This window comes from Paenibacillus filicis (assembly GCF_038070315.1).
In the GTDB taxonomy this organism is placed as follows: Bacteria; Bacillota; Bacilli; order Paenibacillales; family NBRC-103111; genus Paenibacillus_G; species Paenibacillus_G filicis.
The window spans coordinates 112,666-136,087 of the sequence record NZ_JBBPCC010000018.1; the positions used below are offsets into that span (position 1 = coordinate 112,666).

Here is a 23,422-nt window from a genome sequence, read left to right on the forward strand (position 1 = left end):
CTCATTATTCAGTTCTTGTAATCACCCTCAGTGTTACTTATGAAACAATCAATAGTCCTCGTTACCAGATACAATCTTCAGCCGATTCACCTGGCAATATAATCCCTTTCATCATAAACCTACGAATGTTTGAATTTGATTCCAATCCATAGTCAATCTATAAATATCTAATTCTGATAATTCTTCTCCTCTTTGAACCTCAATAAACTCTAAATCAGTTAAAGCTCTCACAGCATGTTTTTTACCTTGTAGTATTTGAAATACATTCCCCGCTTTAACATGATGTATACGACTATCAATAATAATCTCTGCCTCACCGTTAACAATGGTCCATAATTCTGTCCGTTTTTTATGATAATGATAACTTAAATTTTTACCTTTCGAGATACATATTCTTCGGATTAATACCTCTTCACCTCCTGAGTATTTGGTGAAATCCAATACCCTATACCAACCCCATTGCTTTTCCTCATACATTAATCTATCATTAATACCATTCACAAAATCCTTTATTTTCTGACTCTCTTCTTTATCAGAAATCAATATTCCATCGCTACTCACAGCAATAATTGCATTAGAAATACCCAAAGTAACGACTGGAACATCTAATTCATTAATAATATGAGTATTTAAAGCCGTTTCATTTAAAACTCCTCTACCGGTAACAAAATTATTCATTTCTTCGGTTAACGTGTTCCATGTGCCAAGGTCTTTCCAATAACCAGTATACGGTACGACGACAATGTTTTCTGCCCTTTCAACAACTTCATAGTCAAAGCTGATTTTAGGCAGCATTGTGTAATTCGACTTTACGAACTCATAATCCAAGGGGATTTCTCTTTTACTAATAATTCCAAATAAATATTTTAGTCTGAACGCAAAGACACCACAGTTCCATAAGGCCCCTTGATCAACGAGCTCCTTTGCATTTTCATAATCTGGTTTTTCCCTAAATGATTTTACTGAAGAACAACTGGAATTCATCGCACCAGATTCTGGTACAATGTAACCGTACTTTTCTGAAGGGTATGTCGGCTTTACACCAATCAGAGCTAAATCAGCCTTCGTCTCATTTAATACCCCTTCCAGCGACTCCACGACCCGAAAAAAACTGGGATCGACATAGGGATCAACCGGAAGTACAACCACTATCTCATCCTCAGAGATGTGTTCCATTTCGTAGAGGTACAAACTAGCCAAAACAATGGCTGGAAAAGTATCTCTTCTCTCTGGTTCAATTACTAACCGGACATTATCCTTAATTTGATTAAATATCATTTCGGATTGTGATTGATTTGTCGTAATAATCGAATTATTATGCAAATTACATTGCTTTAATTGTTCCCACACTCTTTGGAGCATTGAAACATTTTTCCCACTATCATTTTGAAGAATTTTAAGAAACTGCTTGGACCTTGAATCATTAGAGAGTGGCCACAGTCTTTTACCAGACCCTCCGGACAGCAAAATAAGCTTCATGCCTCGTATTCACCCCCAATAACTCTCTGTCTCCAACTTTCTAAAGTTTCCTTCAAACTCTCCTTAAGTGACCTTTCCGGTTTCCATCCAGTGGATACCATTAACTTGGTATTGTTCCCCACAAAAAAAGGAACTTCCGCTGGTCTAAACTTTGCTTCGTCCACATTTACATCGATAGTTACATTTGATAGGTGAATTAGTTCATTTAAAATTTCTTGCACAGCTACAGGTTTATTACTGCAAACATTATATATTCCGTTTTCCACATCTTTTTCGACAAGCAAGACATAAGCTTTTGCAACATCACGTACATCTGTAAAATCCCGCACAGCGCTTAAATCTCCAACACTTAGATAAGGCCGGAAATTATTTTTTTCAATCTTTGCGATTTGTGAAGCGAAGTCACTAACAACAAACCCTTCCCTTTGACCAGGTCCAAAATGATTAAACGCCCTGACATGAATAGCCTTCAAATGATTTTTTTTTGCTAGTTGTAATGTAAGCAATCCAGCCGAATACTTACTCAACGCATAAGGGTTTTGAGGTACACAAGGCATCTCTTCATTAAGTTCAATTCCGTTTTTAGCTGTAATGCCGTACTCCTCACTTGAACCAATGCTAATTATTTTTGTCCCTGGACTATATTTTATAATGGCACTTAACAAGTTACTCGTGCCAATTGTATTTACTAATAAAGTGTCTTTTGGATTTTCCCATGATTTAAGTACCATACTTTGAGCGGCAAGATGAATGAGTACATCTGGTCTTGTTGTCTTAATAACAGATTCAACCGCAAAATCATCTAGTATATTCAAATCATAAACGGGAAAAAGAGGCTTAGGTACTGAACTTTTTACAGTACCATAAACCTCATGATTTCTCATTAATAGTTCTTGTATTAAATATTCTCCTACAAAACCGCCAGAACCTGTGATTAAAATTTTCACAAGAAACCTCGTATTTTAATTATTTTTGTTACGTTCTAAATCAGCATCGACCATCATAGTTATGAGCTGCCTAAGATTCGTCTTCGGACTCCATCCTAGCACTTTCTTTGCCTTTCCGGGATTACCTAACAAAACATCGACTTCGGCCGGTCTATAGAACTTAGGGTCAATAACAACAAAATCTTCATAAGTTAATCCTACATGTTCGAAAGCAATTTTACACATATCTCTCACAGTTGTAGTCTCACCTGTCGCGATTACAAAGTCATCTGGCTTTTCTTGTTGAAGCATTAGCCACATTGCCTCAACATAATCCCCTGCAAAGCCCCAGTCTCGTTTAGCATCAATATTTCCTAATCGCAGTTCCTTTTGCCTTCCTAATTTGATTTTGGCCACTGCGTCCGTAACTTTTCTCGTCACAAATTCAATTCCCCTTAAAGGGGATTCATGGTTAAAAAGGATTCCACTGCAAGTAAACATGTTGAAACTTTCTCGATAATTCACTGTAATCCAATGACCATACAACTTTGCAACACCATAAGGACTTCTTGGATAAAAAGGAGTGCTTTCAGATTGCATTGATTCTTGAATCAAACCAAACATTTCACTTGTTGATGCTTGGTAGAACTTTATTTCAGGATTAACCAATCTAATTGCCTCAATTATATTTAATACTCCTACACCTGTCACTTGTGCAGTTACTATAGGTTGTTCCCAAGACGTACCGACAAAGCTCTGTGCAGCTAAGTTATATACTTCTGCGGGTTGAGAAATTTTAAGAGCTCTAATAAGGGAAGAGAGATCGGTCATATCTCCCTCAACAATCTCTACTTGATTGGCAATATCTAAATATTCCAATCGCCACTGCGTATTAGTGCTCCTACGAGCTACTATTCCGTACACCTTGTAATTCTTTTCCAATAACAACCTAGCCAAATATGCTCCATCTTGCCCAGTAATTCCTGTTATTAAAGCCGTCTTCATTTAAATACTCCTCCAGCTTATAATAGTCCTAAATGCTTTAAACGATTTTTTGCTTTCATTCCAACAGCAATTGGAGAGAACTCTTTTCGTATAGTTTCTTGACCCTTGATAGCAATATCCTGATAGAATTGCTTGTCTGACACCAATTTTCTCATATAATACGAAGCGTGCTCTATATCTGGATCTGCCCAATGTTGATATGCTTTGTATGGTCCATAGTCTTGTCCTAATTCGATTAGTTTATAATCGACTACACATGAATTCTTGTAATTCATGAAATCAACATTCGCTGACCAATTCGTACCTATTACTGGTTTTCCTAAGTACATCGCTTCTGCCAAACCTAATCCAAAACCTTCCGAGCGGTGAAGTGAAATAAAGCAATCTGAATTATTAATTAATGCATTAACATCAGCTCTACTAAATGTTTCATTGATAACATATATATTACGATATGACTCAATACTTTTTAGTAAGGCATGGAATAAATCTGGATTACTGTTACCATGGTTCACTTTTACAATCAAGCCCACTGAAGTATCCGTTGGTTCGAAAGCTAACTTAAATGCATTAATCACAGCATTAGGATTTTTCCTCTCCTGAAAACTGTACATATCATACATTGTTAGGAATAAAAAAGATTCGTTGGGAAGTTTAAAATGATCTCTGCTAATTATATTATTTACGTCTACTTGAATTCCATGTGGAATTTTAACAACAGGAATTGGAGATTTTGCCGAAATAGAATCCATAATAAATTGGGAGGGAACCCAAATTTCATCGAGATATTGAAAGCTCCCCTTCCATTCATCTGGAAAATCAGGTAATTCCCAGTGCCAGTAGCCAATATTATAGCGCGAAGCAAAGTAATTACTGCTTAAATAATCATAAGCAACTGGGATTTGATCAGCATTAATATGAAAGATGTTTACGTTATAACTCGGTCCTTCTATCTCTCTACTAATCCATGATGTGTCTGTACTTCTAGCGGGATTACCGTAATCATAATTGATAATACCAAAAGGCATGCTAGCTTCATGCAAAGCCCTTGCCGCCAAACGACATGATTCACCAACTCCCGTCTCAGACCGAGAGTACCCAATTAAATTAATTCCTTGTTGATTAGGCTGATATTCTTCACTAATAACAGGAGTAGGACTTATTTTCGAATTAACTGGAGAAACTGAAGCAGGATATGCAGCTCTTTGCATTTTTTCTTTGAATCTTTTTAGTTTTTCCTTTTGTGATGATGGTATATATTTAATTAGGTATGGCTTTAATGTAACTGCAGTAGCATAGAGTTTCTTATTTAGAAGCAGCTTCAATCCACCTACTGGTTGAGTAGAAGAAATTACTTCATTCGAATGTTCATCAGCTACTTGAGTGACATCTGTTGAATTGTTCACAATCAATGATTGCTTAACGGGAGTAATATATTCATTTGAAAATCCATACTCTCTTTCAGCGCTATCAATAAACCATTGACAAAACGAAACTCTATCTTTCCCCCAGATGTCTGGAAAAACATTTTTCAAATCATGCCTAGATTGCCACAGTTCTAACATGACATGAGTGATTAACGGCAATGATGTACTAGAGTCTTTATCTCTTGCTTGGGTATTTAAGAAATATTCAGCTTTTTCAAAGGGATTCTCTCCACACAAATGTTGTATTGTGGCATTATTACGATAAGAAATCCTTGCAAAATCGCTAATTTTAATTTTTTTCTCCTGTTGAAAATAATTATAATAGTAAGTCCATTGCCTTACTTGCTCATGTCCATTTTGTCGAACATTTTTGGCATACTCCTCCACCAACTGAGCTGCATCACCAATATTTTTTAATGTAAATCGATTTTGATGCTTAGATAAAATGCTTAAATCTAAAGGGTTAACACCACTAAAATGGAAAAAAATTAACGGTTTATCGTTTACAAAGAAACGCTTTTGGCGCTCAATCACACTTCGATGCTTCAAATTCCAGTAGGCAACGTTATATCCAACATGATGGAGAATGAGAATATCCTCAAAGAAACCAGGGACCAAATCCATCCATTTTTGGTCAACAAACAAACCATTAGGAATATCTACAGTGCAATCATACTCAAGCTTTCCCTTCCACCAGTCCAAAAATTTATTAGTTTGCTGATGCTTAGATACAGCTAAAAAACCTAAATTGTATGTCCCAGCTTGCAAGATTTGTAATTCACTGGGTTTCAAATCATCATCTAGGAAATCAGACAGATGAGGCGTTAGAACCATTAACTTCCCGCTATCTAGGGCTTCATCAACTTCAGACATTTTATCGTATAAATGAATATCAGGGTCGATGTAATAAACTTTATCAAAATTTTGTTGATTGAAAAGCCAATAAAACATCCAAGGCTTCACAGCTGTATTCAATTCAAGAATATTGTAACGAAAGACAAACTTCTTGAAATTTGGTAAATTTATATCCGCCATAAATTTAACTTGAAATTTTTCATTATCATAATTAAATACACCATCTGGTTCATCAACTAATAAAACAAATTGTTCCCATTCAGGATGATGATTTTTAACTGAATCCATTAAAGTCCTAGCAAATGCTAGATAATTTTTAGAAACTATAGTAAATACTGCAGTTTTGATTTCAATCACCTCTTAAATATTTTCGCTTTTATTATCTTTAAGACACTTTTATTCTCCAAGTAATGTATTTTCTCAAATTGTTCAGATATTATTTTTTCTTTAGAATTAATCATTTCATTTAATGAAAAAATCTCATTCTCCATATTACTTTTCTCAATTTCTAAAAAGTCTCTTTGTTTTTCAATATCTAACTTTTCATGTTCTACGCTACTAATCCGCTGGATAAAGCTTTCTTTTTCTTTTTCTAATGTTTTAGCATAATTTTCAGCTTCTTTGAAATTATCTTTACTTTGGGTAATGTGCTCATTTAAACTAGTATTTACTTTATTTAAATTAACAACTTCATCTTCATAACGTTTTTTTGCGTTTTCCAGCGAATGAGCATATTCAGTTGCGCTTTTAATTTGATTTTCAAAAGACTCTCTAGCTCTGAGCATTGCAGCATCTTTAACACGAACTGCTTCCATGAGTTCAACTTGAATTTGATGAACTTTGTTCGTTAGCTTATAATGCTCCTGATAGATGCTTTCAAGTAAATTTACATTATATCGGTACCCCATAATTAAAGGGGATCTCACAAAACTCTTCACTTCATGTTGACTATCTAGAATAATTCCTATTAATCGATCTACCCATGACGATTCATAATTCACCGTCAAAATGTTAAGTGTAACTTGTTCAAAAATTAAATCAATCTTTTCATCAGCTTCAAAATTGGATATAATCGGAAACAATGTATACAAACAATAGCATACTATATCTTGTAGAAAAAGCTTTTCATTGCCAAATGTGACGTTATCCAAGTCAATTAATTTAACTAGTCCGTCTTGATCGATCATAAAATTGTGAGCTGTCAAATCCCCATGTATTAAATTCGCTTGATGTAAATTTTGAATAATGTTTGCGCTTTTTTTAACAAAATCAATGAACTTCTCATAGTTCCAATCGTCAATAAAATCAAATAATTCATAATGCTTTGTTACCGGAAGGGAATACTTGTAAGCAATTTTTCCTTCATGAAATTCCATCTCATAAGAACAGTCGCAATGAGCTGTTATTTTAATCACACCGGAAAGTTCATTATTTTGCAGAAAATTAAAGACTTCACTTTGATTCTCAGGATTGATTTCGTAATTATACGTTAACTTTCTATTTTTCATTACCATAGTATTTTTCTTCTTAATCAGTGTCTGATTATTTGTGATTACTGGATACTCTAGGTGATTACCATCCCTCCCCAAACCAGAAAAATGGAAGGCCTTGAATGTTCTTCTACAATACAAGCATTCTTCACTACAACTTTCTCTTTGTGAAGTCACTTCATATTTATATTCTCCATTTTCAAACATCGGAAGTTTTAAAATCATAATCTCGCCACCTCTATTTTATAAAACACCAGACAGCTCTTAAACTGCCATCAGTAGCATAAGACCTTGTCACCAACTCTAATTTATCAAAGTTACCTAAATAGAGCAAATCAGTTAAGTATTTCTCATAGTTCGGAAAAACAAGTGAATTAGTTTCAAAAAAAAGATATTTCCCAGTAATAACTCCTAGTTTTACAACTAGACTTTTAAATTCATCCCACTCTAGCTTACCATGCTCTGTACCTTGCCCATATCCTGTAAAAAAATGATGAAGGATATTTAGTAAGAGAACCACATCGTACAAGGGCACATTAGGAAGTTTTTCGATAAAATCTTCTATTGATGAATTAATAGAAAGCACATTATTTATATGGATATTTTTAAACCTAGAATTCATTTGAGTTATGCTAGAAAGGCTATTTTCATCTTGGATAAGTATATACCTATCATCATCGACAGCAGTACAATGCATGTCCAGCATCGTATTTAAAACTAATGAAAACACGCCTCCGCTAGCCCCCAGATCGAGTGCAGCGTATCTATCTTTCGGCGTCCATTTACTTTTGAGGTAATTAGAAATACTAATTGCCCGATCGAAAGTAAATCTCTCTACTTCATTCAATTCGAGTCTTGTAAACAATTCCGTACTACTGATTCGACCAGTCTTTAACAAAATTAGCCAATCCGAATTCCAATCCAATGGTTGATATACCATATTTAACTCATTCCTTATTGAAGCGTAATTTTATTTTTAAGATTGGCTATACCCGTAGCCTTTCCAGATTCAACAATTTTCAAATAAAAACAATCAATTCTATGGTCATAGGGCTCGTAAACATCTCCGGTCTGGCCACCTAAGGCTAATGAGACGAAATACTCTCCAGCAATTAGATTAAAAGAGTCGAAATCTAAATTCAATTCGAAATTTTGGTTCTGTGTTAAAGTATCAAACAATATGTGTTCATCTCGTGTATTAAAAGCATAGACATCTATTCCGCTTGTTGTTTTAACTCTTACACCAAAAACTAAACTGGCAATCTCTTTTTTTGCCATACACATTAGTTTAATCTGTACTTGTTGGCCAGATAGTATTGTTGCCGATTCTGTATTTAAAAATACGTTAGACAACACTACATCTTGATTCCCGTAACGTTCTCTATCCGTCAGTTCAATCGAAATACCTTCGACTTTTTTCTTGTCGGAAGTAACGATGGATTTTTTCGTTGCGTCTTGCGTCTCAATCGACTCGGCGCTATAAACTTTTTTGTAAAATTTATTCACAGCTTCAACGGGAGACCCATCGTAAAGAAGTGTCCCTTTATCCAGTAATATAGCTCTATTAACAATTTGCTTTAGGTTTGCTAACTCATGTGTAACATAAATTAATGTGCATCCATTTTGATTTAATTCTTTGATCTTCTCAAAGCATTTTCTTTGAAAAAATACATCCCCCACTGCTAATGCTTCATCTACAATCAGAATTTCTGGATTCATATGAATAGCCACAGAAAAAGCTAATCTAACAAACATACCACTTGAATATGTTTTTATTGGTTGATTAATAAATTCACCTATATCTGCAAAGGATATTATTTGATCATATAGACGATCAGTCTCAACTTTTGATAATCCAAAAATAGAAGCGTTAAGATATATATTCTCATGACCGGTAAAGTCCGGATTGAAGCCACTTCCCAATTCGAGTAAAGCAGCAACCTTACCATTTACGACAATATCCCCTTCTGAAGGTGTAAGCGTCCCTGCTATAATTTGTAAGAGCGTACTCTTGCCAGAGCCGTTTCTTCCGATTATCCCCAACATTTCGCCCTTTTCGACCTGAAACGAAATATTATTGAGCGCTCGAAAGACCTTGTTATTTTGTGCTGTATTGTCTTTTACAAAAACTTGCTTTAATCGCTCCGTTGGTGAACTAAAAAATTTGTAAAACTTTGAAATATTCTTTATTGAAATCACAAGGTTAGAGGACATCTGAAAAACCACCTTTTGTTTTCATAAACCATTTGTATCCTATTATTAATAATATTGTCCCTATAACAATACCAGATATTGTCCATTCCCATTGCGGAAGCTGCCCCCAAACAATAATTCTTCGAACATCTTCAACAACAAAAGTTATTGGGTTTAAATTGTAAATGAATAATAAGTTTTTTGGGATTAATGATACTGGATAAAAAATGGGACTAAGTAACATTAAGGCTTGTACAAATACCCCCAAAAATTGCCCTATATCTTTAAAATAAACCCCCAATGAGCTTACTATCCATCCTACTCCTGCTGTAATCAAGACTAGTGGCAGTATAACAACTGGCAATAATACGATTGTCCAATGAACCCCACCCATGAAAATCCATACACCCGTCACTAAAATAGTAAAAGATATTGCTGCTTGAACCAAAGTAGCAAATAATATGTTTATAATAAGCAACTGTAAAGGAAATACTACTTTTTTCACTAAGTTTACATTGCTAGGTATTAGAGTTGGGGCTCGTAATATCACTTCAGAAAAGATATTAAACACGATTAGCCCACAAAAAACAAGGAGTGCAAACTCAACATGGCCACCATTATCAGTTTGGGACCATCGAGAATTAAAAATTTCACTAAAAACAAAAGTATAAACAACTAACATTAAAATAGGAGTAATAAAAGTCCAAGAAAAACCAAGTACGGAACCTTTATATTTTATCGAAAGCTCTCTTAAAGTGAATTGCTTTATTATAGTTTTGTATTTTATTAAATCTTTAATAATATACATAATTGTCTCCCTTAATAGTTATTCCCTTTGCAACATTCAAATAGAACGGATTATTAACGATGTAGTACATTTTAGCAATACGTAAACCGTAAGACATTGGAAGCTCGGAGTATATTTTATAAGTAGGCGACTTTATAATGAAATAGAATTCACCACATTAAAAAGGATAACCTTATTGTGAATATGCTTACGTATCAGCATCCATCTAAAAAAGAGTATGATCTTCCAAAATCAGAAAACAATAGACAACAGCTGCTTATGGCTTGAAGGCTAGGCGCCATTCATAAAGTAATTAACGGTAGATAGAAAAACAAAGGTTTTAAAATTGATAGCTTTGCTATTCAAGTAATACAATAGTTGCCCCATTAATAAATACGGAATATATGCAACTGAGATAGATATTAAAAAGAAATTATCGAAGAAAATAATTAGAGCACAAATAGAGATCAAAACAAAATTTGAAGCAATTGGTCTATTTTTAATTAAAGAAAGTGATAAAAAACACAAGATATAAAATAAAATCTCTATAAAAGTGTCCAAGCAACTCCACTAAAACATTCTGGGTTACTAGCACATAGTTAAAAAGAGTAAACGATAACAAATAAGCTTTTACTATAAAATTATCAATAAAAGTAGGAGAGTCAGTGAAATGTCCATAAATAATATTAGATCCGATAATCAATAAAATCGAAATTATTAACGGCGGATATATCGTGAATAATCTTTTAACTAAGAATGAGATTGGTTTTTCCTTTTGAGATACGAAAGTAACTATATAGCCACTCGTTAAAAAAATAGGACCACTACAAAAATCCAAAATCTTATATTACTTATAATGGTCGAGCGATATATTCTCTAATTAAAGTAAGGGGTACCCAAATTAACTTATTATAATCTAGCTATCTACCGACCCAATGAGCATATAAAACCAACAGAAATGCAGTACCTCTTATTAATACAATAAAGTTTAAATTTTTATTTATTTCCATGATTACTCCGCCTCGTAAATGTGTAGTCTTTTAAATTTATACAAAAACGAGTTTAACTTACTAGAGATTTGCCCAAATCGATTCATATTCGGATATAATAAAACTACAAACAAACTTTTCGTATTTGGCTACTCCCCAACAAATATGATAAAATTTTGTCGTACTACCACGCCAATCCCTACCATAGATAAGGAGAAAACCAATGAGCACCAAAAAGCCGCAATACGGCTACACCAGCGGGAACAAAAAACAATCCGCTGCCGCAACCTCAACAAGTGCAAACTCTATCCTCCTGTGGATCGTCCTTGGCCTGATCAGCTTGTTTCTATTCTGGGCTCCGTTTCAGAAAGCTTTGTTCAACGGAATCTACTCCAGCTTTGAAGGACCGATTTTCTCTGCACTAGTATGGACGTGTCTAACCTTCTTTTTGTTTTCCATATTTCTATTCTACCATTGGAGAATGAAAACTGCATCCGATGTCCTGGCGATTGCCGTGTGGCTGATTCCCTTGACCTATCTGCTGTCGACAATAGGCGCGGCGTCATCAACATTTGCCTTCAACATGTTTTACATTCAGATCATCTATGTCGCCTTCTTCTTACTGGCGTATTATATATCCAACGAGAAATTCGGACTTTCTCTGCTTCAGTACGTCTTTATCGCCTCGGCCTATTTTATTGTAGCGTTCGGATTACTGAACTGGCTCGGACAGCGCGAAGCCATCTTCCCCGTCGTCAAATGGTTCACTTCCGATATGGAGAGTTTTCCCTATTACCAGCATGCGGTTATGGAAGATTCCAATGGACCACGTCTAACATCAGTGTTCCAATACGCGAATTCGTACGCAGGCTATCTAATCGCTATTTTACTCTGTGCCGTGCATTTTGTCATTACTTCCAAACGCTGGTACACCGTAGCCCTGCATGCTTTGTTCGTTGTGCCTATCATCATTTCGTTCTTTGTGACACTGTCACGGGGGGCTTTGGTCATCCTGCCGATCGTCGTGTTGCTTGTCCTTCCTTTCCTGAAAGTCTACAAACAGGTAACATTTCTACTGCACTTGCTCCTGAGTTTTGTTGCATCCTTCATCATTCTAACACAAGTGTCGAATGCTGGCGTGCAATTGTTTAAAGGATATGATGCCAAACTTGCCCAGAGCGGCTGGACAAGTCTGATCGTGGCTTCTGTGATTTATACTGTGCTGGCTGTGGCAATTCAACTTTGGGTACAGCCTTGGCTGGAGAAGGTGCTCAGCAAGCTGCAGCAGCGCCGTTTCTCTCAAATTGGCCTTCCGATTATTGCAGTTATTGTAGGGACCATCGCTGTAGTGCTGCTATTCACGGATACAGGCGTGACCAAAGCTCTTCCCGATAATATTCGGACACGGATTGAAAATATCAACTTCCAGCAGCACAGCGTACTTGAGCGCGGGACTTTTTACAAGGACGCCATGAAGCTATTCAGCGACTATCCGGTGCTTGGAGCTGGCGGCGGCGCCTGGTCAGCCCTGTATGAGAAGTACCAGAATAACCCGTACACCAGCCGACAGGCGCATAGCTTCTATCTGCAGTACCTGGTAGAGACTGGCCTGATCGGAACATTGATTTTCGCATTGATCCTGATCGCGGTTCTGTATATCTACATTCGCAACTATGCCAGACAAGATGAAGTTTCACGCGAAAGCCGCTTCCTGTTCTTCATTGTTGCGATCGTCTTGCTGGTTCACAGCGCCTTGGATTTCAACTTGAGTTATGTATATTTGGGATTGCTCGTGTTCTTGTGTCTTGGAGCGATGACCTCTGGCGATTCCATAGTCTTCAAAGCTGGCTGGATTAAAAAACTCTCAGAAAAAAAATGGGTGGTTCCATCCATTTTTACCTTGATCGCACTTATCATGTTCTTTACATCCGTACAATTGGTAAACGCAAATCGTAACTTCAAAACAACTGCCAAGTTGCTGACAAGTGGGGTCACGGATTATAACCAAATTACTGCCCCTTTGAATCAAGCACTTGATACAAGACCAACCCATCCTGAGTTTGTTAATCAGAAGGCTTCGATTTTATTCCAGGTGTACAACCAGACCAAGGATGAGAAATTCTATAACGAGGCTGTAGAGCTCATTGATAAATCGAGAGAGAAGAATCCGTACGAATTCAATTTAATTTTCCAGCGTCTTCAAAGTTATCTGCTCAAAGAAAACAACCAGGCTGCCTTGGATATGGCTACGGCTGAGCTCGACAATTTCCCTTGGAAAGTAGAGCTGTACCAAACCGCGATTGATCTGAATACACGTCTCGGCCTCCAGGCCTTAGACAAGAAGGATCAGGCAACCCAAGATAAGTATTGGGGACAAGCACTGCAGGTATATTCGCGCTTCGATGCTCAGCATCAGACATTAGCAAGCCTTCCTAAAGAGCAAGCGCAGGGTAACGACTTCTCCGTTACGCCACAGATAAGCTTCTCCTTAGGAGAAATCCACTTCTTGCAAGGAAAGTACGACCAGGCAGAGGCCATGCTGAGGTTCGGCTTAAATGAGAATCTCGGGGATGCCTTCACGCGTCAGTTGACGAGATGGTACTTGGCCTCCCTGCAGAAGCAAGGCAAGAACGATCAAGCTCTCTTCGATAAACTGATCGCTGCGGATGCCAATGAGAAGAACGAGATTCAGCGCTTAGTGAACTTGAAGCCATAACTTTAACCTACACGTAAGCCCCTGGCTCCCCTCCACTTGGAGAGGCACAGGGGCTTCTTTTCCCTTTCATAAGCAGACTTACAGCCTCAGAAGGTCTGTTTCTTACTCATTTATGCGAAGCCGCAGCCTGAGGCTGGCCTCTGTTTGAGTAGCAGCAATAAGTCGCACCCGCACCACACTAGAGAGTTACCCTTACCTCTCCTCACGCCTCGCCACTCGTCCTACCAACGCATACAGCTGCTGCCAAGCTGGAGTCATCTCTCTCAGATGAGGCGATGCTTCCAGATCCAGTTCAGCCGTCCAGTCGATGGTCTGCTTTTTCTTTCCTGAACCGCGTTTTTTCTTCGGCTCTCGCGCCGCATCTAAGCCTTCTTCGTCCAGCCTTGGAACTAAGCTTCCGATCGTTCTCTCCGGTGCTTGTTCCATAGCGGCCCGGGGCCCTGCTGCATTAGACTTGTTAGACGCTGTTTCCGCCAGTACGTTGCTTTTGGGCGGTCTCCCGCGGCGCTTGGCCGTATTCAAGTCCGGCACAGCCGCAAGTTCCTTTGCAGCAGCAGACACGGTTCTAGATGTTGGTTCCATAGCCAGCTGCTCGGACCCGGACAGCTCGCCCTTGACTGACGGTTTGCCAGAGCCGCCCCGAATAACCGTCAGATTCGATCCTTCACTGCGATTATGTCGACGCTCTTTCGCCTTGATTTTGTCCCGCTTGCGCTTCGACATCCGATGACCACCTACTCTCTGCTATATGAGGTATCTAAGCCTTACCAACCCAATCTCGGCGTAAAGCAAACATCTCCCGAAGCTCATCCGTCGACATTTCGGTCACCCAGTTCTCGCCGGTTCCGACGATCTGCTCGCTAAGCCCGAACTTTCGCTCGATCATCTCGTCTATACGCTCCTCCAGCGTGCCCAGCGCGACGAATTTATGCACCTGCACATTACGGGTCTGTCCGATCCGGAAGGCACGGTCCGTCGCCTGATTCTCCACAGCCGGGTTCCACCAGCGGTCGAAGTGGAAAACATGGTTGGCAGCCGTAAGGTTCAGACCTGTTCCGCCCGCTTTCAGCGAAAGAATAAATATGCCTGCGGGTTCGTTAGAGGAACCCCCCGCCGGGGTTGCGGATGAAGCTATTACCTGATCTTCAGCCGCACGGGATGCCCTCTTGGTCAGTCGGCCTCCCGCTCCTCCCGGTGTCGACTCTCCCTGAAAGCAGGCAATCATCTCATCTCGCTGCTTCTTCGGTACACCCCCGTGAAGGAACAGCACACGATCGCCTCGCTCTCGTTCCAGTGTAGCCTTGAGCAGATGGCCCATCTCGACAAATTGGGTGAAGATCAGGCAGTTGTCGCCTTCGTCACGGAGCTCTTCGACCAGCTCCAGCAGCCGCTCCAGCTTGCTGGACCGATCCTGCCAGGAAGCATCGACAGACTCCTTCAAGAACAGCGCGGGATGATCGCAGATCTGCTTGAGCTTGGTCAAGGTAGCCAAGATCAGCCCCTTCTTCTCCATGGCTGTCAAGCTATCCAGACGATCCAGCATATCCTGTACCGTGTTCTCATACAGCGTAGCCTGCTCCAGAGTCAATGGTACGTAGGCCTTGCTCTCATATTTGTCGGGCAAATCCAGCTGGATGGCCGGATCTTTCTTCAGCCTTCTGAGCAGGAAGGGCTTGATCAGCTTTTGCACTTGTCCGACCAGATGATCGGCGCCACCTTTCTCGATCGGATTTACGTATTTGTGGTTGAAGCTGCCCAGTGTGCCTAAATACCCGGGATTCAAGAAGTCGAAGATCGACCACAGCTCCGTCAGCCGATTTTCAATCGGTGTACCCGTAAGAGCGATGCGATGGCGTGCGGACAGACGACGCACGGCGGCAGACTGTTTGGTCTGCACATTTTTAATATTTTGAGCTTCATCCAATCCGATGACATCCCAAATTAGGGAAGACAGCTCCTCCTCATCCAACTGAGCCAGGGTATAGGAGGTCAATACGAGATCATAGCCCTGGACGGCGGATGCAAATTCCTCCGCCTTCGCACGCTGCGGACCGTAATGCAGATACACGCGAAGTGACGGGGCAAACCGGGTCAGCTCCTTCTGCCAGTTGCCCAGCACAGAAGTGGGACAAATGAGCAGACCGGGAGTGCGATTGCCCCTGGCTTCAAGCGGCGAAGCAGCTTCTACAGTCTTGGAGGCTGACACGGGTAACGAGAGTTCCCCTGAAACCCCTTGATTTTCGGCCGGTCCTCTGACCGCCGTATCCTGAGCCCCCACTCCACCTGACGCCTCAGGCTTGACCTTGCGGGGCCGGCCCGGACGCTTGCGGACAAGCCCGGACGGATCTTGGGCAGCCGGCTGCCCCTCTTGCCTCGCATGCAGCAGATAGCCGATGAATTGAATCGTTTTGCCAAGCCCCATGTCATCCGCCAGACAAGCTCCCAGGCCAAATTGACGCAGGAATAGCAGCCAGGACAGCCCGTCCTGCTGGTACTTGCGAAGGCTCGCATGCAGCCCTTCAGGCGCCTGAACAACCGGGATCCGGTCCGTATGTCGCAATTGTCCGATCAATGCAGCCATATGATGGTTCAGCTCTACCTCGATGAGCAGTTGCTGCTCCTCTTCCTTGGATGACGAACCCTCGGGAACATCCTCATCCGCAGATTCAGCTCCCAGCAGATGCAGCTCCATAATCTCGCGGAACGACAGCCCGCCTGTACCGACACGCTTCATCGCCTTCCTGACCGCCGCGACAAAGGCAGGATCGAGCTGAACCCACCGGCCGCGTATGCGCATCAGCCGCTTATTTGCCGCAGCCATACGAGCAAATTCAATATCTGAAAACTCCGCATCGCCGACCGCGATCTTCCAGTCAAACTTCACCAGCTGGTCCACGCCCAGCAGAGAACCTGTCCCTGAGCCGGAGGATGCCTTTAACTGGGCCTTCAGACGCGGCTGCGTCCTCCGCAGCTCCTCCCACCAGGAAGGTAGATAGACCTGAAATCCCGCTTGGAGCAGCTTCTCGCTGTCCTCGTCCAGAAATTTCCAGGCTTCCTCATCGTTCAGTCTTCCTTTCAAGGAACCTGATACGAATGAACCCTCCTGAACCTGAAGCTCCGGTACAAGTAAGGCAATTCGCTGCAAATCCGATACCAGCTTGCGCTCCAGCGCGGCCAGCCACGGCTTCGGAGTCTCCTTACGGCTGCATACCGCGGTATAAATCGCATGCGGGGATGCCCCTGTCAGCTCCTGCTCCACCACGAGCGCAGCATTCTGCTTGTCCTGCAACACTAGGCTCAGCCTCCAGGCTTCTCCTTGCTGCGCTGGCCCCGCATCTGCTTTCTCATCGTCGCTCCAGTTCTCCTCATCCTGCGGCTCCGTCAATCGCAAGGCCACTCGATAGGGAATGTCATCTCTTTTCCAGCCGACAGAAACAAGCCAGCCCTCTTCATCGACAGCAGCGGCGGTACTTACAGGCAATACCGTTGCTGACATCGCCTCAGAAGCTAAGATCGGATCAGTATCCGCATGGTGGAGGTTCACAGCAGAACTCAAAGCCCCTACATCGGCTTTCTCGCTTCTTGCAGTACCTGCAGCCGTCAAGCCTGCCCTCCTGCTCCCACGCTCAGTCTCCTGATCCCGTGAATCTCGGATAGCCTCCGCATCCTCACGATACCGCCCCAGCAAAGGCTCCTGAACCAGTAATTCATCCCAGGCCGCGGTAATAGTAGGCTCCTGCGCCAACAGCTCCTCGACCGCCAACGAGAACCATCTGGCCAGATCTCCCCCTATAGCGGCCAATTCTTGCTCGATTCGCGCGAATTCGGCCTGACGTTCCGCTGGAACCATCAGCTTCCACCCGAGTTCCCCTTGCTGCCAAGCAACAGGGTCAGGACGGTAACAGCCTTTGTCCAGGGCTTGCCGCAGCAGCCTAGCCGCAGCACTCGCCAGCTGCAGTGTCCGGCTCCACACAACCGGCAGATGCAGGGAGACTCCCGGCTCCGCCAAGTAATCTACCGCATCATAGGCCGACAGCCTCAGCGCTTCGCTGCGCCCTGGAATCCCTTGTTCCAATAGCAAGCCATACATGGAACGCTCATGCCAGGGAAATAACCGGAAGCGCAGGCCTTCTGCCGGCACCGGCAGCCTCCCGCCCTGTTCATCCCCATCGGACCAGATTGCCCAGCCACCGTCGGGTAGAGGCTGGCCTTCTATAAGATAAGACTTGACGTTCAGCATCTATGCCTCCCCCTTCCTCAGCTGGCCCATTTCTTCCTGGAGGGCTCGCAGCCTTGAATATTTGCTGCTGGTATGTTTCAAGTAAAGCTCCCAGCGTTCCTGCTGCTTCAGCTTGCCATACGTCGTTCTCAGCTTCTTCATCAGCCTGACGGCCCTTTTGTAAGCATCGCGGTTTTTCTCGGCGATCAGCCGCTCGATGCTGTGATGAAACCAAGGGAGCAGCAGATGCTTTTGCTTCAGTTCGATGGGCTTGTAGTCGCTCACCCGGACGTCCAGCGGGGTGTACCCGAATGTCAGATGAAGATCGACCCATTCCCGGAATCGCTCCTGCTTCATCAGCCGGTCCAAGTAATACGGGAAGCTTGGGGGAAGAAGCTGGATCATGACGCTTTCCCAAGACTTCTCGGCAGGGTGATGGTCCAGCAACTCTTCCCACAGCTCATAATAGCCCGGGTCGGGCTGACCCCATTTCTTCTGAATGAGAGGAGCCAGCCGCTCCAGCCAAAGCTGAAGCCTATCCCATTGCTTCTTATGCTCAAAGCTGTGCAGGAAGGGAGCTAGCCGGATATGACCGCGCAGCTTCAGCTGCCCGGCTTTATGAAGGGCCGCTTCATCCTCCCCCGCCTCCACATCGAACAAGATCCGGGCGGCCATCAGATGGTCGAACAAGGTCTGACTGAGCCCTTCCTGCCGAGAGGCACGACTGAGCCTGGCCTTCTCGCGATCGGCGCTGAGCTCATCAAGCAGCAGCCCCTTCCATAAGGACATATACACAGACAGCCAGGGAATGAAGCTGCTCGACGAGGGGAAGGCGTGCTGAGCCAAATAATCGGCTGTGGCTTGGAGCCTCTCGCTGTAGTTCCTTCTCACTTCCTCCCTATGAACTCCGCTCAGAAGATAAAGCAGTCGGTCATAGCCCTGACCCACAATCTGGGCGTATACCTGTTGCATGCCATAGTAATCGTATCCATATGCATACTGGTAGCCTGCTTCGGACAAGTCATCCAGCAGCTTGAAGAGAAAGAGAAGAATGTGGATCTCATACAAACTCTTGAGCGCAGGAGGCCAGGCAGCCCCTGTGGGAGATAACCCTCCGTATACCGTATCGTATAAAGTTTCAAGTGAACGCGAGCTGGTGATCCTCTCCAGCGGGAAACGATGTTGGAAAAAACGGTGCCAATCCTCTACGCTTGACGCGGAGCCGGGCACCTGGATCTTGGGAGCTGCAGCCAGGCCCGCCTTGCTTGCTTTTCCGTTGCTCACGACGGTCTCCGCCTCAGATAGCCTAGACATGCCACTTGAGCTCCCCCAGGCATTTCCGCCCGGCTTTAAAATGTCCCGGATATCGAAGCCGCGTTCCATGTCCAGGTAAGCCAGGGCAACAGCTGCCAGATGCTCGCAAGCCTTACCTTTCGAGCATGTGCAATGACTTGCCGGTAGCTGCTCCAAATTAAGAGTGACGACGCCGAGAATACTCCCTCCTTCTCTCCTCACTGCACCTTCCACAATCTCCGTATCGTCTATCCCATATTCAACGACATGGTCCGGTTGCAGTAACCGCCAGCCCTGCTGCAGAGTCGGCAGTGTAAAATAACTGTACAGCCTCCTTGTCCATTCCTTGATATTGCGGTTGTGCATGGCTGATCCACTCTCCATTCGTCTCGCCGTACCTCTAATGTCTTTGCTGCTATCATAATACCATAAGCTTGAAAGCTTCGAGAATGACCCCAAGGCTCCCGAGCGTCAAAAGCCAAAAAACGGCATTCCATAGGAATGCCGTTCTCCAGTATATGATGGTGCGCTGCGCAGGGGCTGGATTAGAATCCGCCCATGCCGCCCATACCACCCATGCCGCCCATATCAGGCAGAGCAGGTTTGTCTTTTTCAGGCTTATCGGCAATAACCGCTTCAGTCGTCAGGAACATGGAAGCAACGGATGCTGCGTTTTGCAGCGCGGAACGCGTTACTTTCGCAGGGTCAACGATACCTGCTTCGATCATGTTTACCCACTCGCCGGAAGCCGCGTTGTAGCCAGTGCCTGTCGTTTCTTTCTTCAGGCGCTCGACGATAACGGAGCCTTCTTGACCAGCGTTAGCCGCGATCGTACGTACAGGCTCTTCCAGAGCGCGCAGGACGATGTTAACGCCCGTTTGCTCGTCGCCTACTGCATTCACAGCAGCAACAGCCGCATATACATTCACAAGCGCCGTACCGCCGCCTGCTACGATACCTTCTTCTACAGCTGCACGAGTAGCGTTCAGAGCATCTTCGATGCGAAGCTTGCGCTCTTTCAGCTCAGTTTCGGTAGCAGCGCCGACTTTCACGACAGCTACGCCGCCGGACAGCTTAGCCAGACGCTCTTGCAGTTTTTCTTTATCGAACTCGGAAGTTGTTTCTTCCAGTTGAGCGCGGATTTGCGATACGCGAGTGCCGATGTCTTTCTTGTCGCCAGCGCCATCCACGATGATCGTGTTTTCTTTGGTTACGCGGATTTGACGAGCGGAACCGAGCTGCTCAGGACGCGTGGATTTCAGCTCAAGGCCGAGTTCCTCGGTGATGACTTGGCCGCCTGTGAGTGCAGCGATGTCGCCCAGCATAGCTTTGCGGCGGTCGCCGAAGCCAGGAGCCTTAACTGCAACGCAAGTGAATGTGCCGCGCAGACGGTTGACAACCAGAGTTGCCAGCGCTTCGCCTTCAACATCCTCAGCGATGATCAGCAGTTGCTTGCCGGATTGAACGACTTTCTCAAGAACCGGAAGGATCTCTTGAATGTTCGTGATTTTCTTGTCAGTGATGAGGATATGCGGGTTGTCCAGTACAGCTTCCATCTTGTCCGTATCCGTGATCATGTACGGGGAAATGTAGCCGCGGTCGAATTGCATACCTTCAACCACTTCAAGCTCCGTAGCGAAGCCTTTGGATTCTTCAACGGTGATAACGCCGTCTTTGCCGACTTTCTCCATAGCTTCGGCGATCAGTTCGCCTACTTCGTCGTCAGCAGCCGAGATTGCAGCTACTTGTGCGATGGATTGCTTGCCTTCGATCGGCTTGGCGATGCTAGCAAGTTCTTGAACAGCCGCTTTTACAGCTTTCTCGATACCTTTGCGGATAACCATAGGGTTAGCGCCTGCGGTTACGTTTTTCAGACCTTCGCGGATCATCGCTTGAGCCAGAACTGTAGCGGTAGTCGTACCGTCACCGGCAACATCATTGGTTTTGGTCGCTACTTCTTTAACGAGTTGAGCGCCCATGTTCTCGAATGCATCTTCGAGCTCGATTTCTTTGGCAATCGTCACGCCGTCATTGGTGATCAGTGGGCTGCCGAATTTTTTCTCGAGGACCACGTTGCGGCCTTTAGGACCGAGTGTAACCTTAACAGCGTTCGCCAAAGCGTCTACGCCGCGAAGCATCGAACGGCGAGCTTCTTCGCTGAATTTAATATCTTTAGCCATGAATGAACCCTCCCGATTTGGAAAATGTTTATGTTGAACACGCTCGGATATTTCTTCGTTGTGATGCCAAACTTAAGTATATGGCGGCGATGAACCTTAAGCCAGAACGGCAAGTACGTCGCTTTCGCGCATGATCAGCAAGTCGCGGCCTTCGAATTTCACTTCGGTACCCGCGTATTTGGAGAAAATCACGCGGTCGCCTTCCTTCAGTTCGAGCGCTACGCGTTCGCCATCCTTGAGTGTACCGCTGCCGACTGCTACGACTTTACCTTCTTGCGGCTTTTCCTTCGCCGTGTCAGGCAGTACGATTCCGGATGCGGTCGTTTCCTCCTTAGCGATGGCTTCGATAACTACGCGATCACCCAACGGTTTGATCATGAGAAAATGCCTCCTTTAAATTGTGGTACTGGGGTAAGTTTAGCACTCAGATGTCTCAAGTGCTAACAACACTATTTATGATAACTATTTCGCACTCATTTTGCAAGTGCTTTTACAACTTTTTAACGCCCTCCCCATTGTCTCCGGCAGCACTCACGAATATACCTATGCCCCCTCAACAAAAAAGCCTGTCATTCGACAGGCTTCGTTTGCGCTTCCTGCTCCCAGGCTTGATCCTGCAGCTGCTGCTTGCGGTAAATGTTAGCCGATAAATACACGCTGAACTCGTACAGAATGATCATCGGTACGGCAACCACAATAGCAGATATCGCGTCCGGCGGGGTGATCATAGTTGAGATGACAACCAGAATCAGATAGGCGAACCGGCGGATCTTGCGGAGCAGCTTCGGATTCAACAGCCGGATTTTCGTCAGAAACATCACGACGATCGGCAGCTCGAACACCAGGGCGATAGGGAGAATAATATTAAACATAAATCCGAAATACTGGGCAATGCCGTAAGTCTCGCTCAATTGCAGGCTTTTGGCGATAGAGGTTGTAAACAGAAAAGCCATCTGGAATACGATGAAATACCCGAAGGCTAGACCGAGTAGAAACATAAAAAAAGCGAACGGTACATACATCAGCGAGGCCTTCTGCTCCACCTCACGCAGCCCAGGCTTCAGAAAAGACCAGAGCTGATACAGCGTGAACGGCAGCGTAATCAGCAAGCCGGTTACGAGTGCAAAATTCATATACATCTTGAGCGGATCCCAAGGGGAGAAGGCATTCCAGTTGATGCCGTTCGCCGGGGGAACCGTCTTCAGCAGCGTAATCAGCGGATTGGTCGTGAACAAGCCGATTGCCATCCCAACGATCAAGACGACGACAATCCAGATAATCCGTTTCCGCAGCTCAGTCAAATGCTCGACCAAAGTCATGCCCTCGTCCTGCAATATGCTTCACCTGCCCTTTCAATGTAACGACCTAGTCCGGCAGCCTCCGGGGGTTGCTGCGGGACTCTTTACCCGTTTCTCCGCCTTCGTGAGTCTGAGGGGGATCTTGGATAGGCGCCAGCCGGCCCACGGGGTCCGGGGCGGGAGAAGCCGAAGCTGCCGCCCCCACGCTCGTGTTCGTCTGACCCGCCGTCACAGACGCCTGCCCGTCTCCGCTGTCTGGCGATAAGCTCCTATCATCTCCTGCGGAAGCCTCCTGCGGCGAAACAGCCGCAGACGACTGCTGTGCAGGCGCAGCGGTTTCCACCGTCTGAGCAGGTGCAGGAGGAGGCGTTACATCCCTGCGTCCGGTATCAGTCGGTAGATCATTCAGCAGCTCGCGGGCGCCCTGCTTGAATTCCCGGATCATGTTGCCTACCGTACGACCGATCTCCGGCAGCTTGGCCGGTCCGAACAGGATAAGGGCCACTACGGCGATCAAGATGAATTCAGATGTTCCAATATTGCCAAACATGGCCTCTCGACCCTT

At 44.0% G+C, this 23,422-nt stretch carries 16 protein-coding genes; 1 reads left to right on the forward strand and 15 read right to left on the reverse strand.

The window, feature by feature from the left end:
* Positions 1-111: 111 nt before the first annotated feature.
* From WMW72_RS24555 to WMW72_RS24590, 8 genes are read right to left on the reverse strand one after another with little or no spacing between them, the layout of a single operon-like run.
* Positions 112-1,479 carry a sugar phosphate nucleotidyltransferase gene (locus tag WMW72_RS24555; RefSeq protein WP_341418215.1) on the reverse strand — a complete coding sequence of 456 codons (1,368 nt, stop codon included), beginning with the start codon at positions 1,477-1,479 and terminating at the stop codon, positions 112-114.
* Positions 1,476-2,426, reverse strand: a complete 951-nt coding sequence (locus WMW72_RS24560; protein ID WP_341418216.1) for a GDP-mannose 4,6-dehydratase — start codon at positions 2,424-2,426, stop codon at positions 1,476-1,478. The genes WMW72_RS24555 and WMW72_RS24560 overlap by 4 nt, the downstream gene beginning before the upstream one ends.
* A gap of 15 nt (positions 2,427-2,441) precedes the next feature.
* The gene (gene gmd, locus WMW72_RS24565; protein ID WP_341418217.1) at positions 2,442-3,410 is read right to left on the reverse strand and encodes a GDP-mannose 4,6-dehydratase; all 969 of its coding nucleotides are present in this window, start codon (positions 3,408-3,410) and stop codon (positions 2,442-2,444) included.
* A gap of 17 nt (positions 3,411-3,427) precedes the next feature.
* The gene (locus WMW72_RS24570; protein ID WP_341418218.1) at positions 3,428-6,049 is read right to left on the reverse strand and encodes a glycosyltransferase; all 2,622 of its coding nucleotides are present in this window, start codon (positions 6,047-6,049) and stop codon (positions 3,428-3,430) included.
* Positions 6,046-7,407 (reverse strand): lipopolysaccharide kinase InaA family protein, encoded by a 1,362-nt coding sequence (locus WMW72_RS24575; protein WP_341418219.1) that lies wholly within the window; start codon positions 7,405-7,407, stop codon positions 6,046-6,048. The genes WMW72_RS24570 and WMW72_RS24575 overlap by 4 nt, the downstream gene beginning before the upstream one ends.
* A 13-nt stretch (positions 7,408-7,420) precedes the next feature.
* Complete coding sequence (locus tag WMW72_RS24580; RefSeq protein ID WP_341418220.1) at positions 7,421-8,122, reverse strand: hypothetical protein; 702 nt, start codon at positions 8,120-8,122, stop codon at positions 7,421-7,423.
* Positions 8,123-8,136: 14 nt separating this feature from the next.
* Positions 8,137-9,396, reverse strand: a complete 1,260-nt coding sequence (locus WMW72_RS24585) for an ABC transporter ATP-binding protein (RefSeq protein ID WP_341418221.1) — start codon at positions 9,394-9,396, stop codon at positions 8,137-8,139.
* Positions 9,386-10,183, reverse strand: a complete 798-nt coding sequence (locus tag WMW72_RS24590; protein ID WP_341418222.1) for an ABC transporter permease — start codon at positions 10,181-10,183, stop codon at positions 9,386-9,388. Before WMW72_RS24590 ends, WMW72_RS24585 begins: the two co-directional genes overlap by 11 nt.
* A gap of 1,191 nt (positions 10,184-11,374) precedes the next feature.
* On the opposite strand from WMW72_RS24590, the gene WMW72_RS24595 reads away from it, so the two are divergent.
* On the forward strand, positions 11,375-13,867 hold the full coding sequence (locus tag WMW72_RS24595) for an O-antigen ligase family protein (RefSeq protein ID WP_341418223.1): 2,493 nt from the start codon (positions 11,375-11,377) through the stop codon (positions 13,865-13,867).
* Between the two features lie 192 nt (positions 13,868-14,059).
* Here the strand turns inward: WMW72_RS24595 and WMW72_RS24600 are convergent, their stop codons facing one another.
* From WMW72_RS24600 to WMW72_RS24630, 7 genes are all read right to left on the reverse strand, one after another.
* Positions 14,060-14,590, reverse strand: a complete 531-nt coding sequence (locus tag WMW72_RS24600; RefSeq protein ID WP_341418224.1) for a hypothetical protein — start codon at positions 14,588-14,590, stop codon at positions 14,060-14,062.
* Between the two features lie 34 nt (positions 14,591-14,624).
* On the reverse strand, positions 14,625-18,107 hold the full coding sequence (locus WMW72_RS24605) for a DEAD/DEAH box helicase (RefSeq protein ID WP_341418225.1): 3,483 nt from the start codon (positions 18,105-18,107) through the stop codon (positions 14,625-14,627).
* Positions 18,108-19,745 carry an SWIM zinc finger family protein gene (locus WMW72_RS24610; protein WP_341418226.1) on the reverse strand — a complete coding sequence of 546 codons (1,638 nt, stop codon included), beginning with the start codon at positions 19,743-19,745 and terminating at the stop codon, positions 18,108-18,110.
* A 179-nt stretch (positions 19,746-19,924) separates the two neighbouring features.
* Positions 19,925-21,559 (reverse strand): chaperonin GroEL, encoded by a 1,635-nt coding sequence (groL, locus tag WMW72_RS24615; RefSeq protein ID WP_341418227.1) that lies wholly within the window; start codon positions 21,557-21,559, stop codon positions 19,925-19,927.
* A 96-nt stretch (positions 21,560-21,655) separates the two neighbouring features.
* The gene (gene groES, locus WMW72_RS24620) at positions 21,656-21,937 is read right to left on the reverse strand and encodes a co-chaperone GroES (RefSeq protein WP_159885981.1); all 282 of its coding nucleotides are present in this window, start codon (positions 21,935-21,937) and stop codon (positions 21,656-21,658) included.
* Between the two features lie 191 nt (positions 21,938-22,128).
* Positions 22,129-22,878 carry a twin-arginine translocase subunit TatC gene (gene tatC / locus WMW72_RS24625; RefSeq protein WP_341418228.1) on the reverse strand — a complete coding sequence of 250 codons (750 nt, stop codon included), beginning with the start codon at positions 22,876-22,878 and terminating at the stop codon, positions 22,129-22,131.
* A 46-nt stretch (positions 22,879-22,924) separates the two neighbouring features.
* Positions 22,925-23,407 (reverse strand): twin-arginine translocase TatA/TatE family subunit, encoded by a 483-nt coding sequence (locus tag WMW72_RS24630; protein ID WP_341418229.1) that lies wholly within the window; start codon positions 23,405-23,407, stop codon positions 22,925-22,927.
* Positions 23,408-23,422: the final 15 nt, after the last annotated feature.